This is a genomic window from Aestuariivirga sp., assembly GCF_965227715.1.
Lineage (GTDB): Bacteria > Pseudomonadota > Alphaproteobacteria > Rhizobiales > Aestuariivirgaceae > Aestuariivirga.
Window position 1 is genome coordinate 3,031,706 of record NZ_OZ245771.1, and the last position, 12,956, is coordinate 3,044,661.

Genomic DNA, 12,956 nt, shown 5'->3' on the forward strand with positions numbered 1-12,956 from the left:
TCACATGAATATTTCACGGCGTCAGCTACTGGGGTCGGCCGCCCTGCTTGGCGCACTCGCCACTGCAATGCGGGCCGGCACGCTGCCCGCATTCGCGCAGGCCACGGACCTGTTCATCGAGCAGCAGCCCTTTGCGGAAGACCAGGTGCGCAAGCTCGCCGAAGCGTTGGCCCAGAAGCCCTGGGAAGACAAGCGCATTGCCATGCCCCCCGGCTGGGACAAGCTGACCTACGACCAGTACCGGGACATCCGTTTCAATCCGGATAAATCGTTCTGGAAGGGGGAACCGCATCAGTTCTCCTTCGACCTCTTCCATTCAGGCTTCCTGTTCACCTCTCCGGTCGATGTGTATGTGGTCGAAGACGGCCAGGCGGCGCGCATCAATTACAGTCCGGAGCTGTTCACCTTCGGCCCCCAGGTGCCCAAGCAGGACGGCAAGACGGACATGCATTATGCGGGCCTCAGGCTCCGCTATCCGATCAATTCCAAGGAATATAACGACGAGTTCGTGGTGTTTCAGGGCGCGTCCTATTTCCGGGGCGTGGGCAAGGGCCTGCTTTACGGCCTTTCGGCGCGGGGTCTTGCCCTCGACACAGGCCAGCCCAAAGGCGAGGAATTTCCGATGTTCCGGGCCTTCTGGCTGCGGAAGCCCGACCCGGCCTCCACCACCGTGGTTGTGGAGGCGCTGCTCGACAGCCCGTCCGTCACCGGTGCCTACAAGTTTTCGATCAAGCCGGGCGACGATACGCAGATGGACGTCGAACTGACGCTCTACCCCCGCCGGGATATCGCCCATGTCGGCATCGCGCCGATGACCTCCATGTTCCTGCTCGACCCGCTGTCCAAGCCCGTCGATGACTTCCGTCCGGCCGTCCATGATTCGGACGGTTTGATGATGCAGACGGGGGCAGGCGAGTTTCTGTGGCGGCCGCTGGCCAACCCCAAGACGCTGCAGGTTTCGGCCTTCATCGACCAGAGCCCCAGGGGCTTCGGCCTGATGCAGCGGAAGCGCCAGTACCGCGACTACATGGACCTCGAGTCCCGCTATGAGCGGCGCCCCAGCCTGTGGGCAGAGCCGATCGGCGACTGGGGTCCAGGTGATGTGGAGCTTTACGAAATCCCCACCCAGCTCGAAACCAATGACAATATCGTGGCGTTCTGGCAGCCCCGCGACCCGTTGAAGCAGGGCCAGAGCTATTCCTACGTCTACCGCCTTCACTGGTGCCAAGATTGGCCCGTAGGCGTGGAACTTCCTGTAGGCCGAACGGTTTTCTCGTCGGCGGGCGTTGATCCGAACTATTCGGCTGACCCGCCTTCTTACGACCCAGATCTCAGGCTTTACGTCATCGAGTTCGCGGGCGAGGAGCTTGAAGGTGAGTTGGTTGCGGATGTTACGGCCTCCGCGGGGGTGCTTTCCAATGTGCATGCAGCCAGAAATGACGTCGAGAAAACGACGCGGCTTTCTTTCGAGCATAACGTCAATGGGGCAGACATCGCGGAACTGCGCGCCGTGCTGAAGCGCGGCGACAAGAAAGCAAGCGAGACATGGCTCTTCAGGTGGACCAGAAGCTGAACGACTCCCTGCCGGCACCCGCGCCGCTTGAAATGCCCATGCAGGACCTTGCGTCCTGGACGGGCAAGTCTGCTGCCGTGGGCAACGGGCAGGAGGTTCTGCTGGCCAGGCTCTTCGTTTTCGGTGCATCGGTCATCATCACCGGCTTCGGCACCTGGAAAATGTATGAGGTGATCAGCTCGGTTGATATCACCGCTCTTCAGGTGCTGTTCGCCACGTTCTTCGCGCTGACCTTTGCGTGGATCGCCTTCTCCTGCGCCAGCGCCATTCTGGGCTTTGTTGTGCTGCTCAGGGGCAAGCCCGCACTTCCGCCGCTGGCCGACACCTGCGACATGGGGCGCACCGCGCTTTTGATGCCGGTCTATAATGAAGATCCTGAGCGGGTCTTTGCCGCACTCTCCCGCATGGCCATGGCGCTTAGGCGGGAAGGGGCTGCCCGCCACTTCGACATTTTCGTGCTGAGCGACACCCGCAAGGATCACATCGCCGCCGCGGAGCGCGATGCCTTTGCCTGGCTCGAACGCCAACTCTCCCCCGCCATGAAGGTCTATTACCGCAGGCGGGAAAACAACCACCACCGCAAGGCCGGCAACATCGCGGATTTCGTGACCCGCTGGGGTGCGGCCTATGACCATATGATCGTGCTGGACGCGGACAGCGACATGAGCGCCACGGCGATGATCACGCTGGCCCGCGCCATGGCGGCGGACCCCAAGGCCGGCATCATCCAATCCCTGCCACTGCTGCAAAACCGCTGGACGCCCTTCGCCCGGATGACCCAGTTTGCAGGCCGGGTTTATGGCCCGCTGGTGGCCACCGGTCTCTCCGCTTGGCACGGACGGGACGGCAACTATTGGGGCCATAACGCCATCATCCGTACCCGCGCTTTTGCCGAGGCCTGCGGGTTGCCGGAGCTTTCCGGCCGCAAGCCCTTCGGCGGCCATGTGCTGAGCCATGATTTCGTCGAGGCCGCCCTGATCCGCCGTGCGGGCTGGGCGGTTTATATGCTGCCCGCGCTTACCGGCTCCTACGAGGAGACGCCGCCCTGCCTGGTCGACCTCGCTACAAGGGACCGGCGCTGGGCACAGGGCAATCTGCAGCATATGAAGATTGTCAGCGCCAAGGGCCTCAATTGGGTCAGCCGGGTGCATCTGATCCAGGGCATCATGTCCTATCTCGCCTCGCCCCTGTGGCTTTTGCTGCTGCTGGCAGGCCTGACCCTTGCCACGGTGGCAAGGCACACGACGCCCAATTATTTCCCCGAAACCTTCTCGCTCTTTCCCGTCTGGCCGGTGTTCGACCCCGAACTGGCACTCAGGCTCTTCGCCATTACGTTCGGCGTTCTCTATCTGCCGAAGCTTCTGGCCCTGACGCTCGCCCTTATAGATCCCGAGCTTCGTAAGGGTTGTGGCGGGGCGATGGGCCTCATCAAGAGTGTGTTGGCGGAAACCTTCGTCTCCATGCTGCTCTCGCCCATCATGATGCTGCTTCAGTCCCGCGTGGTGGCGGATGTGTTCCTGGGGCGCGATTCCGGGTGGAATGCCCAGAACCGGGACGATCAGGCCATGCCCTTTGCCGCCTGTGCGCGGATCCATGCCTGGCATGTGGTGGCCGGCCTGTGCTTCGGCCTGCTGGCGCTGCACATTTCCGGGGCCACCTTCCTGTGGCTGGCGCCCATTGCGGGTGCCTTGATCCTCTCTCCCTTAGTCTCCTGGGCCACGGGCCTGCCGGAGTTCGGACGCAGACTGTGGCACTGGAACGTCTTTCGCATTCCGGAGGAGGCTCCGCGCGCTGCAGAGGCCGAGGATTTCGGCGGCATGCCCAGCGAAGTGCTGCTCGAAGCGGCCGAGTGATCAGCCGGATGGCGTGATGGCGCCATCCGCCGCAATGGCAAGGCGCTTCTCCCGCCGCAGCAACGCCAGAACCTCTAGCGTCACCTCAGCCACCACGCATTGGCCGCCGTAAAGTGTTGCCGCCACTTCGGCGCCGACGGCGAGGTTGATGTCAGGCTCTGCCAGGATGATTGCCACCGGTGCCGTTCCGAGCCTGATGGATTCCGCAATGGCGCCCGGCGCGGAGCCCGAGCCGCGAGTCTCACGCATCACCAATACCGTTCCCGTGACGCAGGCCCCGCGTTGCGGGTGGTGGCTGTCGATGATGATGCCGGTGCGTGGCTCGAAGGCGCCCCAGAAGCTCAACGGCTCATCAAGGGAGAGCACAGGCCCTTCGGCGGCACCACCTGAGAGAATGCGGGCTTTCATGCTGCGTTGGTCCACAATGCAGGGTCCCGCCAGACCTCGCCCCTGATGGCGCTTTCCACGCATTCCTTCAGCGAGCCGAAGGCCACTTCGATCCCCAGCATTCCTGGCGCGTAATAGGCCCATTTGGCGGCATTGGTCATCACCCGCCCTTTGAGGCCCCGCACGCGCGGCGAATGATAAGTGCAGATGTCGACGGGCACTTCGATGCCCGCCTGTTCCAGAATCGTGACCCAGCCTTTGGCGCGGGCCAGCTCGCGCACGCCCCGGCTGGTGGAGACGAGCACCGGAATCCCCGGCTTCACCTTGCGCCCATCGAGCAGCCTGACGAGTTCGGCAAACTCGGTGAGGGCGAAGTGCGGTGTGCCGAGGGCCACGGCATCGAGCGGCCCGTCCGCGCCGGTCGAGAGGTCACGGTGGGCCCTGCTGAGATCGGCGGCTGACACGTGGTGCGTTTCGCCCCCGCCGAAGACGGCTGATAGCTCGGGCGCTTCCGGCGTGACCCCGGCGCCATGCCAAAGCTCCACACCGCCGGAGGAAGCCGCGGCGGAGCTGATGGCCTTCAGCGCATGCTTGGGCTGGTCTGCGGCAAGGCCTGAGATCACCGGCACGCGCCGCCCGCTCAGGCGGCCTGCATGGTGGCCGATCAGATGCGCGAATATGTCTTCGCGCCGCCAGCATTCGGGGAGGCCCCTGCAATCAATGTGAAGGGCAGCCTGGCGCTGGTCATCGCGGTGCAACCCGGCATCAGGTGCAAGCCCCGTCAAGGCGCAGGCGACATCGAGATAGTCGCCATATTTGTTGGTGCGGGCGCCGACGACCGAATTGTAATAGGAGACGGCATTGGACTCGCCCACGGCAATATGATCGCCAAAGGACGGTCCGCCTGCCAGCTGATAGGGCGCGCAGGTCCAGGTGGGTCTGGTGCCCAGCTGCTCATAGAGATGCATCAGCTCCGCCGCGCCATCGACCATCTCCGGGTCTTCCGCGCGCGGACGGAGTGACGGGTCAGCGAGGCTGACGACGCCATTGTTGGTCCAGGTCTCAACGCTCAAGGCCGCGCCGTTCTCGACCAGGAAGCGCACGAAATCCACATGGGCCTGGCCCGTGTAGAAACAGGCATCGAGATGGGCGAAGGAGATGGGGATCAGCTGCTCCGCCCCCATGATGTCCGCCGCCTTCACGACGAGGCGCATCGCAAGCTGCATGGCGGTGCCGGCCTCGCCCGAGAGCAAGGCGCGCGCGTGGTCGGAAAGCTCCAGGCTCAGGGCTTCACCTGCGCCTGGGCCAGGCGGTTCAATGCCTGATAATCGGTCTTGCCAGAGCCGAGCAGGGGCAGTGCCTCGAGCGCTATCACAGTGCGCGGCACGATCAGTGCCGTGGCCCCTTGTGCCTTCATCGCCTCCGCCACCTTGGGTGCGTCGAGAGTGGCATCCGTGGTGAACATCACGAGCTGCTCGCCCTTGCGCAAATCGGGCACGGCGACGACGGCATGCTGGCCCTCGGGGAAGGCCTGCCCAAGCTTCTGCTCCACCAGCCCCAGAGACACCATCTCGCCCGCGATCTTCGCAAAGCGCTTGGCGCGGCCGAGAATGATGACGAAGCCGTCCTCGTCGATCTTCACAATATCGCCCGTATCATACCAGCCATCGGGTGGGGTTTCGATGACGCCGGGATTTTCCGCGCGCAAGTATCCCAGCATGATGTTGGGGCCTTTGACGAAGAGGCGTCCGCCTTCGTCGATGCCGGGGACGGGCTCCAGCCGGTGCTGGATCTGGTCCAGCAGCCGGCCCACCGTGCCGGTGCGGAAATGCATCGGCGTGTTGACGGCGACGACGGGCGCACATTCGGTTGCGCCATAGCCTTCGAGAATGCGGAGGCCGAATTTCTCCATCCAGGCCTCGCGCGTTTCGGGCTTCACCCGTTCCGCCCCCGCCACCACCAGGCGCACGTTGAAGAAGTCGTAAGGGTGGGCACTCCGGGCATAGCCCATGAGGAACGTATCCGTGCCGAACAGCACCGTGGCGTTGGTTTCATAGCAAAGCTCCGGCACCACTTTGTAATGCAGGGGCGAGGGATAAAGGAAGGTGCGAACGCCTGCCAGAACGGGAAGCAGCGCGCCGCCCGTCAGCCCGAAGGCATGGAACATGGGGAGCGCGTTGAACACGATGTCGGATGAGGTGAAGGCAATGCGCGCCGCTGCCTGATAGCGGTTGGCCTGCAAGTTGCGGTGGGACAGCACCACGCCCTTGGGCAGCCCTTCGGAGCCCGATGTGAAGAGGATGATGGCGGGTGAGTTAGGATCGGCCGAAGCGCCGCCCAGGCGCAGGGCCGTCTTCGAGAACAGCCGTGCGAACAGGCCATAGAGCTTGTCCTTCAACACCAGGCCTTCACGCAGTTCTTCGAGGTAGATCACCTTGCGGCCTTCTGCGAGGACCTTCAGATCCTCCTCCATCTTGCCCGCCTCGATGAAGCGTCGCGAAGTGACGATGGTTGAGGCCCGAGCCGCAGCGCAGGCCGCCGCCATGTTCACTGCACCTGTCGAGAAGTTCAGCATTGCCGGCACGCGGCCAAAGGCGTGGAGGCCGAAAACAGTCAGCAGGCAGCCGATGGAGTTGGGCAGCAGCACCGCCACATTGCGCTGGCCCACCGTCATCTCTGCCATGCGCCGGCCGAGGATGAAGCTTCCCATCACCAGCCGGTCGAAGCTCGTCGGGTTGCGCGCAATGTCCTCAACCACCTTGTGGTCCCGCCCATGGATGTGGCGGGCATCGAGGAGGGACTGGAACAGCGTGCGGTCGATGTTGGATGTGCGGAACACCATGTCCGTCATCACGTCATAAAGCCGGTCCGCCTGGTGCTGGCGCAACGCGGCACCCCGGAAGCCATCGGGAGGGTCGAATTTTACCGGCGGCAGGAAAGTGATGGTGATCTTGGGGAACCAGCGAAGCCTGAGCTTGCCGCGCATGCGCGAGAAGGGCGTGTAGAGCGCGCCGTCAATCCGCACCGGCAGCACGCGCGCCTTTGCCATCTGCGCAATCGCACCCGGCCCCTCATAGACTTTCATCAGGGCGCCCGTCACGGTGAGGCGGCCCTCCGGAAAGATCACGACCTTGCGGCCCTTCTTCAATTCATCCACCAGCCCGCGCAGGGCCATGGGGTTGGTGGGGTCAATGGGGATCATCTTGAACAGGATGAAGGCGGGCTTGGCCCACCAGCGCTGAGAAATATGCGTGTCAATCGCGAAGCTCGCGCGTTCGGGAAGGAAGGAGGAGAGCAGCGGCCCATCGAGGAACGACGTGTGGTTGGCGACGATCACGGCCTTGCGCCCCGCCGCGCGGTAATTCTCCATGCCCTTCACCTCGACGCGGTAGAACAGGCGGAAGAAGAAGCGGGCGATGCCGGCAGTGAGTTCCTGCGTCAGAAGCCTCGCGACGAAGATCGAGGCAATGGCGTTTGAAAGGCCCAACAGAAGGAAGAAGGCCTGGGCAGACATCACCTTCAGCAGCACGGCCCCTGCAAGCGCTGACGCGATCATAAAGATCGCATTCATCACATTGTTGGCGGCAATCACGCGGGAGCGGCGTGACGGGTTGGAGCGGTGCTGCATGATGGCGTTGAGCGGCACTGCATAGAGCCCGCCGAAGAAGGCGACGAAGAACAGGTCCGCCCCCACGCGCCAGCTTTGCCAGCTGCTGAAGAAGACCCCAACACCATTGTCCGCACTTCCTGCCAGCAAAGCGTTGACGGCGCCTGCTGCGAAATAGAGATCGAGCAGGAACACCGTCATCATGATGGAGGCGATGGGAACGTAGCGTGGCGAGACGTCGCCCTTCAGCAGGAAGTTGGTGAGAAGCGAGCCAGCACCAATGCCGATCGTGAAGAGGCCAATGAAGGAATTGGCCACGGCGTCATTGGCCAGCAGCACGTCCCGTGTGAAGACGGGTAGCTGCGCCATGATGGCGGCGCCCAAGAACCAGAACCAGGAGGCGCCGATCACCGACCAGAACACATCCTCGCGCTCACGCGCATAGGAGAGAAGCTTCCATGTGGCGCGCGGAATGTTCCAGTCGAACTTGATCGAGCGGTCACCTGGTGCCGAGGGCATCAGGAAGGCGCAGGCGAAAGCGATGATCGCCAGCACGATGATGGAGATGGCGAGAATATCCCGCCCCAGATGATTGAGGACCAGGAAGCCGCCGAACAATGTGCCCAGCAGGATGGTCACGAAGGTGCCAAGCTCGATCAGCGCGTTTCCCGCGATCAGCTCATCCCGCCGCAGATACTGCGGCAGCACGCCATATTTGATGGGTCCGAAGAACGCTGCCGTGGTGCCCGCCAGGAACAGCACGATGAGGTGCATGACCGGGTTTTCGAGATAGAGGCTCAAACCCCCGAAGACCATGGCTGCAAGATCGAAGAGTTTCACCCAGCGTGCAACGATCGCCTTGTCGTATTTGTCCGCCAATTGGCCCGCGAAGGCCGAGAACAGAAAGTAAGGCAGCATGAACAGCGCGAGGCCCGCCTGCACGAAGAGCGCCGCATCGAAGTGGAAGCGCACCGCCAGATCATAGGTGATCAGGATGGCAATGCCGTTCCTCACCGCGTTGTCATTGAAAGCGCTGATCGCCTGGGTCACGAAGAGGGGCAGGAAACTGCGCGAGGTGAGGATCGCGAATTGGCTTTGCGTCTGGTTCGGCTCGCCACTCATGAATCGATCGGTTCCAATAATCTCAGGTTGCTGACGCTATCGCTCCGACTATGTCAGACCCGTGGCCGATCATCAAACGCCGAAAAACGATTTCGTGAATTTCCGTGCGCAAACCACGGGGAAGAAGGGGCCGTAACCAGATGGTCAATTGAGACACAGGGAGATTCCATATGACACGTCTTCGCAACCTCGCCGCCGCTGCGGCTTTCACCGTTTCCGCCTTCGCTCTTTCCGCCCAGGCCTTCGCCGCCGACGTGGTGGACGCCGCTGTCGCCAATGGCAATTTCAAGACGCTGGTCGCTGCCGTGCAGGCCGCTGGCCTCGTGGATACGCTGAAGGGCAAAGGTCCTTTCACTGTCTTCGCTCCTACGGACGAAGCTTTCGCCAAGCTCCCCGCCGGCACGGTGGACATGCTGCTGAAGCCCGAGAACAAGGACAAGCTCGTCGCCATCCTCACCTATCACGTGGTGCCGGGCAAGGTGATGGCCGCGGACATCGCCGGCAAGGATACCAAGGCCAAGACCGTGCAGGGCTCCGAGATCACCATCACCACCAAGGACGGTGCGGTGATGATCGACAATGCCAAGGTCACCCAGGCTGACATCGTGGTCGACAATGGCGTGATCCACGTGATCGACGCCGTCATCATGCCGAAGATGTAAGCTTATAAGCTTACATCATTCGAAGGATGCCACGGTCAAGCCATGGCATGGGTGAAGCTGACACCCCCATCACCCATTGCCCGGCTTGTCCGGGCAATCCTTTTTTGGGGCGTCACCGTTTCGTCTTCTCCCGCTCCTTCAGCGGGAGAAGACGGCAGGTCAGCGTGCTAAGGCAGGTAAGTTATCTCGCATGAGGGGCGCCTTAGCCCACCATGCGCGGCGTCATCTCGATCAGCGTCGGGCCATCGGCTGCGAGTGCGGATGTGATGGCCTCCGCCAGCGCCTTGAGCGAGGATGGCTTCTCCGCCTTCAGGCCATAGGCCTTGGCGAGGGCCTGGAAATCCGGATTCCGCAGCGTCACGGCATTGGGCTGGATACCTTTCATCACCATGTCGTCGCGGATCTGGCCCAGCGCATCATTGTTCCACATCAGGATGACGATGGGCAGCTTGTGCTCCGCCGCGGTGCCAAGTTCGTTGATCGTGTATTGCAGGCCATAGTCGCCGATCATCACGGCCACGGGTCTTTCTCCCACGCCGAATTTGGCGCCGATGCCGGCTGGCAGTGCAAAGCCCAGCGTGCCGAAGCCCACCGGGTGCAGCCAAGTGCGAGGCACTGACACGGGGAATATTTCGTTTCCGGCATAGGCAATCTGCGTCATGTCGGAGCAGATCACGGTTTCCGGCGGCAGGGCCTCGCGGATCACGCCCAGCACCTTGGCCAGCATCGCCCGCAATGCGTCAGCTTCGCCCAAGTCGAAGTGAGCGCTTGATTTGCCCTCACGCTCCTTCACGCCGTGGGCAATGGCCTCGAGTGCCTCCTTTGCATCGCCGAGGATGGCGATGTCCGCCGTGTGCGGGCGGCCCATCACATCAGGGTCGATGTCGATGCGGATCAGGTTTTTCTCGATCAGCGCCTCGGTGTTCCAGAAATCCGTCTCGGAAAGCTCCGAGCCCGCGCAGAGGATGGCGTCCGAATTTTCGAACAGCGTCCACACGCCCTCACGTCCCAGAACATTGCCAAGGCACAAAGGATGCGCCGCGGGAACGGCACCCTTGCCGGCCGTCGTGGTCAGGATCGGCGCCTTCAGCTTTTCCGCAATGGCAACAGCGGCGTCCCCGGCATGAAGGGCGCCGCCCCCTAAGAGGATCAGCGGGGACCTGGCGCTGTTGAGCTTGGCAATGGCCTGAGCGATCTGCGCTGCGGGCGGCGTGGCGATGGCGGGAAGCGTGCGCGCCGTCCAGCCTTCGCCTGCGGGCTCCTTCAGAAGGTCCAGCGGAATTTCAATATAAGCGGGGCGCGGCCTGCGGCTGGCAAAATTGGCGAAGGCGCGGGCCACGGCATCACGCACGTCTTTGGGCGTATAGGCGCGCATGTGAAGGCTCGTCACCGTGGCGGCAGCGCCGCGCTGGTCCAGCATTTCATGCAGCCGCCCGCGGCCCTGTGCCGAATCCTTGATGTCGAGTGCGGACGAGATCACCAGCACATTGCTGGAGTCGGACCACGCCTGGCCAAGTGGCGTGAGGATATTGGTGAGGCCGGGACCTGTGATGGTGAAGCACACGCCGGGCTTTCCCGTGGCGCGGGCATAGCCATCTGCCATGAAGCCAGCGCCCTGTTCGTGGCGCACCAGCACGTGGCGGATCCCTGAGCGCGGCAGGGCCCGGTACATTTCGACATTGTGCACGCCGGGAATACCGAAAATCGTATCGACGCCATAGGCTTCGAGAAGGCCGACGAGGGCTTCGCCGGTCGAGAGTTCCGCTTGGGGGGGCATATCAGGCTACTTTCGTATCCGCTTCAGGAGGGTTCACGGCATGGCATGCCACGAGGCTTCCCTCATGCGCAAGCAGCGCCGGGCTGACGATGGGGCAGGGCGCGAACGCCCAAGGGCAGCGCGGGTGGAAGGTGCAACCCGAAGGCGGGTTCATGGGCGAAGGCAACTCACCCTTGAGCACGATGCGCTCGCGCTTGCGCGTTGGGTCCGGCTGCGGCGTGGCCGAAAGCAGCGCCTTGGTATAGGGGTGCTGCGGGTTGCCGAAGATCATATCGCGCGGGCCCTGTTCCACCGCGCGGCCAAGATACATCACCATCACATCATCCGCGATGTGGCGGACGACCGAGAGATCATGGCTGATGAACAGATAGGCAAGATTGTGCCGCTCCTGCAGTTCGGCCAGAAGGTTCAACACCTGCGCCTGAATTGAAACATCAAGCGCCGAGACCGGCTCATCCAGCACCAGCACTTCGGGGTCCAGCATGAGCGCCCGCGCAATGGCGATGCGCTGGCGCTGGCCGCCTGAAAACATGTGCGGGTAGCGATCATAATGCTCAGGCCTGAGCCCCACGCTCGCCATCATGGCGCGTGCCCGCTCCGTTCGCTCCGCTGCGGGGAGGTTTGTGTTCACAAGTAGCGGCTCTTCCAACGCATGGCCGATCTTCTGGCGCGGGTTCAGCGAACCATAAGGGTTCTGAAAAACGATCTGCACTTTTGGGCGCAGCGCCTTCAGCGTTTGCGCGCTCGCCCCGACGATCTCCTCACCCGCAATGTTGAGAGAGCCCGCGGTCGGCTGCTCGATCATGGTAATGAGGCGCGCGAGGGTCGATTTTCCGCAGCCCGATTCACCCACCACCGCCAGCGTCTTGCCGCGCTCCAGCGTGAAGCTCGCGCCATCGAGCGCTTTGAGCGTTGCGGGTGCTGAGAAGGCGCCGCGCGAGAGGCCATAGTGGCGCGCCAGGTTTCGTGCGGTGACGACAATGCTCATGCCGCGTTCTCCTTCACGCCGGGGTGGCCCTGGGGCACGCCGTCCTTCAGCGGATAGTGGCACAGTGCTCCCATCAGCCGCGGCGGCACAGTGGTGCGGCACAGCTCCGTTGCAAGCTGGCAGCGCGGCGAGAACAGGCAGCCTGCGGGCCTGTCAAACTGGCCCGGCACCACGCCCGGAATGGACGGCAGCTTCCGCCCCGTGGCGCGCTCCGGCAGGGCCGAAAGAAGGGCGGCCGTATAGGGGTGATGCGGATCGCGGAACAGGTTCGCCACAGCCTGCTCCTCCACCTTCTGCCCGGCATATTGCACGGAGACGCGCTCCGCCGTTTCGGCCACGACGCCCATGGAATGGGTGATGAGGACGAGGCCCATCCCCGTTTCCTTCTGCAGCTTCACCAGAAGCTCGAGGATCTGCGCCTGAATGGTCACGTCCAGCGCCGTCGTCGGCTCATCGGCGATCAGGAGCTTGGGGTTGCAGGAAATCGCCATGGCGATCATCACGCGCTGGCTCATGCCGCCCGAAAGCTGGTGCGGGAAGGAGCGCAGACGCTGCTCTGGCGAGGGGATGCCGACAAGGCGCAACAGCTCCACGGCACGCGCGTGGCGCTCCGCCTTGTTCATATCCATGTGCTCCTTCAGCGCCTCCATGATCTGGAAGCCCACGGTGAAGCACGGGTTGAGGCTGGACATGGGCTCCTGGAAGATCATCGCAATGTCCTTGCCGATGATGCGCCGGCGGTCATTGGCGGACAGGCCCAGAAGGTCCTGGCCCTCGAAGCTCATGCGGTCTGCCGTCACCTTCGCCGTCCAGGGCAGGAGGCCCATGACGGCGAGCATGGAGACGGATTTGCCGGAGCCCGATTCCCCGACGATTGCCAGCACTTCGCCCTTGTCCACCTTGAGCGTCACGCCATCGACGGCGCGGAAATATCCCGAGCCGGTCTTGAACTCGACCGTGAGGTTTTCGATTTCGAGCATTGCCATT

General features: G+C 63.1%; 9 protein-coding genes. 3 read left to right on the forward strand and 6 right to left on the reverse strand.

All coding sequences use genetic code 11. The annotated features are described in order from the left end of the window. The first annotated feature begins 4 nt into the window (after positions 1–4). Together ACO06F_RS14395 and mdoH are read left to right on the forward strand one after the other, a co-directional pair. Positions 5–1,573: a glucan biosynthesis protein gene (locus ACO06F_RS14395; protein WP_421693437.1), complete on the forward strand. Its 1,569-nt coding sequence runs from the start codon at positions 5–7 to the stop codon at positions 1,571–1,573. Continuing rightward, on the forward strand, positions 1,546–3,426 hold the full coding sequence (mdoH, locus tag ACO06F_RS14400; protein ID WP_421693438.1) for a glucans biosynthesis glucosyltransferase MdoH: 1,881 nt from the start codon (positions 1,546–1,548) through the stop codon (positions 3,424–3,426). Before ACO06F_RS14395 ends, mdoH begins: the two co-directional genes overlap by 28 nt. Here mdoH and ACO06F_RS14405 read toward each other — a convergent pair whose 3' ends face one another. The 3 genes from ACO06F_RS14405 to ACO06F_RS14415 are packed head-to-tail and all read right to left on the reverse strand — an operon-like array spanning position 3,427 to position 8,542. Further along, positions 3,427–3,834: an aconitase X swivel domain-containing protein gene (locus tag ACO06F_RS14405; RefSeq protein WP_421693439.1), complete on the reverse strand. Its 408-nt coding sequence runs from the start codon at positions 3,832–3,834 to the stop codon at positions 3,427–3,429. Beyond that, complete coding sequence (locus tag ACO06F_RS14410; protein ID WP_421696689.1) at positions 3,831–5,132, reverse strand: aconitase X; 1,302 nt, start codon at positions 5,130–5,132, stop codon at positions 3,831–3,833. The genes ACO06F_RS14405 and ACO06F_RS14410 overlap by 4 nt, the downstream gene beginning before the upstream one ends. Then, on the reverse strand, positions 5,096–8,542 hold the full coding sequence (locus tag ACO06F_RS14415; RefSeq protein WP_421693440.1) for an acyl-[ACP]--phospholipid O-acyltransferase: 3,447 nt from the start codon (positions 8,540–8,542) through the stop codon (positions 5,096–5,098). Before ACO06F_RS14415 ends, ACO06F_RS14410 begins: the two co-directional genes overlap by 37 nt. Before the next feature lie 170 nt (positions 8,543–8,712). Between ACO06F_RS14415 and ACO06F_RS14420 the strand changes: the two genes are divergently transcribed. Continuing rightward, positions 8,713–9,204 carry a fasciclin domain-containing protein gene (locus ACO06F_RS14420; RefSeq protein WP_421693441.1) on the forward strand — a complete coding sequence of 164 codons (492 nt, stop codon included), beginning with the start codon at positions 8,713–8,715 and terminating at the stop codon, positions 9,202–9,204. A gap of 202 nt (positions 9,205–9,406) precedes the next feature. Here ACO06F_RS14420 and ACO06F_RS14425 read toward each other — a convergent pair whose 3' ends face one another. Genes ACO06F_RS14425 through ACO06F_RS14435 form a run of 3 tightly spaced genes read right to left on the reverse strand, consistent with a single transcriptional unit; the run spans position 9,407 to position 12,955 of the window. Further along, positions 9,407–10,981, reverse strand: a complete 1,575-nt coding sequence (locus tag ACO06F_RS14425) for a 5-guanidino-2-oxopentanoate decarboxylase (RefSeq protein WP_421693442.1) — start codon at positions 10,979–10,981, stop codon at positions 9,407–9,409. A gap of 1 nt (position 10,982) precedes the next feature. After that, complete coding sequence (locus tag ACO06F_RS14430) at positions 10,983–11,969, reverse strand: peptide ABC transporter ATP-binding protein (RefSeq protein ID WP_421693443.1); 987 nt, start codon at positions 11,967–11,969, stop codon at positions 10,983–10,985. Next, positions 11,966–12,955 carry an ABC transporter ATP-binding protein gene (locus ACO06F_RS14435; protein WP_421693444.1) on the reverse strand — a complete coding sequence of 330 codons (990 nt, stop codon included), beginning with the start codon at positions 12,953–12,955 and terminating at the stop codon, positions 11,966–11,968. The genes ACO06F_RS14430 and ACO06F_RS14435 overlap by 4 nt, the downstream gene beginning before the upstream one ends. Between the last annotated feature and the right edge of the window lies 1 nt (position 12,956).

Bases quoted from the DNA above. Each gene is read 5' to 3' on its own strand.
- ACO06F_RS14430 (WP_421693443.1), bottom strand. From the start codon at position 11,969: ATGAGCATTGTCGTCACCGCACGAAACCTGGCGCGCCACTATGGCCTC.
- ACO06F_RS14435 (WP_421693444.1), bottom strand. From the start codon at position 12,955: ATGGCAATGCTCGAAATCGAAAACCTCACGGTCGAGTTCAAGACCGGC.
- ACO06F_RS14395 (WP_421693437.1), top strand. From the start codon at position 5: ATGAATATTTCACGGCGTCAGCTACTGGGGTCGGCCGCCCTGCTTGGC.
- mdoH (WP_421693438.1), top strand. From the start codon at position 1,546: ATGGCTCTTCAGGTGGACCAGAAGCTGAACGACTCCCTGCCGGCACCC.
- ACO06F_RS14420 (WP_421693441.1), top strand. From the start codon at position 8,713: ATGACACGTCTTCGCAACCTCGCCGCCGCTGCGGCTTTCACCGTTTCC.
- ACO06F_RS14405 (WP_421693439.1), bottom strand. From the start codon at position 3,834: ATGAAAGCCCGCATTCTCTCAGGTGGTGCCGCCGAAGGGCCTGTGCTC.
- ACO06F_RS14425 (WP_421693442.1), bottom strand. From the start codon at position 10,981: ATGCCCCCCCAAGCGGAACTCTCGACCGGCGAAGCCCTCGTCGGCCTT.
- ACO06F_RS14415 (WP_421693440.1), bottom strand. From the start codon at position 8,542: ATGAGTGGCGAGCCGAACCAGACGCAAAGCCAATTCGCGATCCTCACC.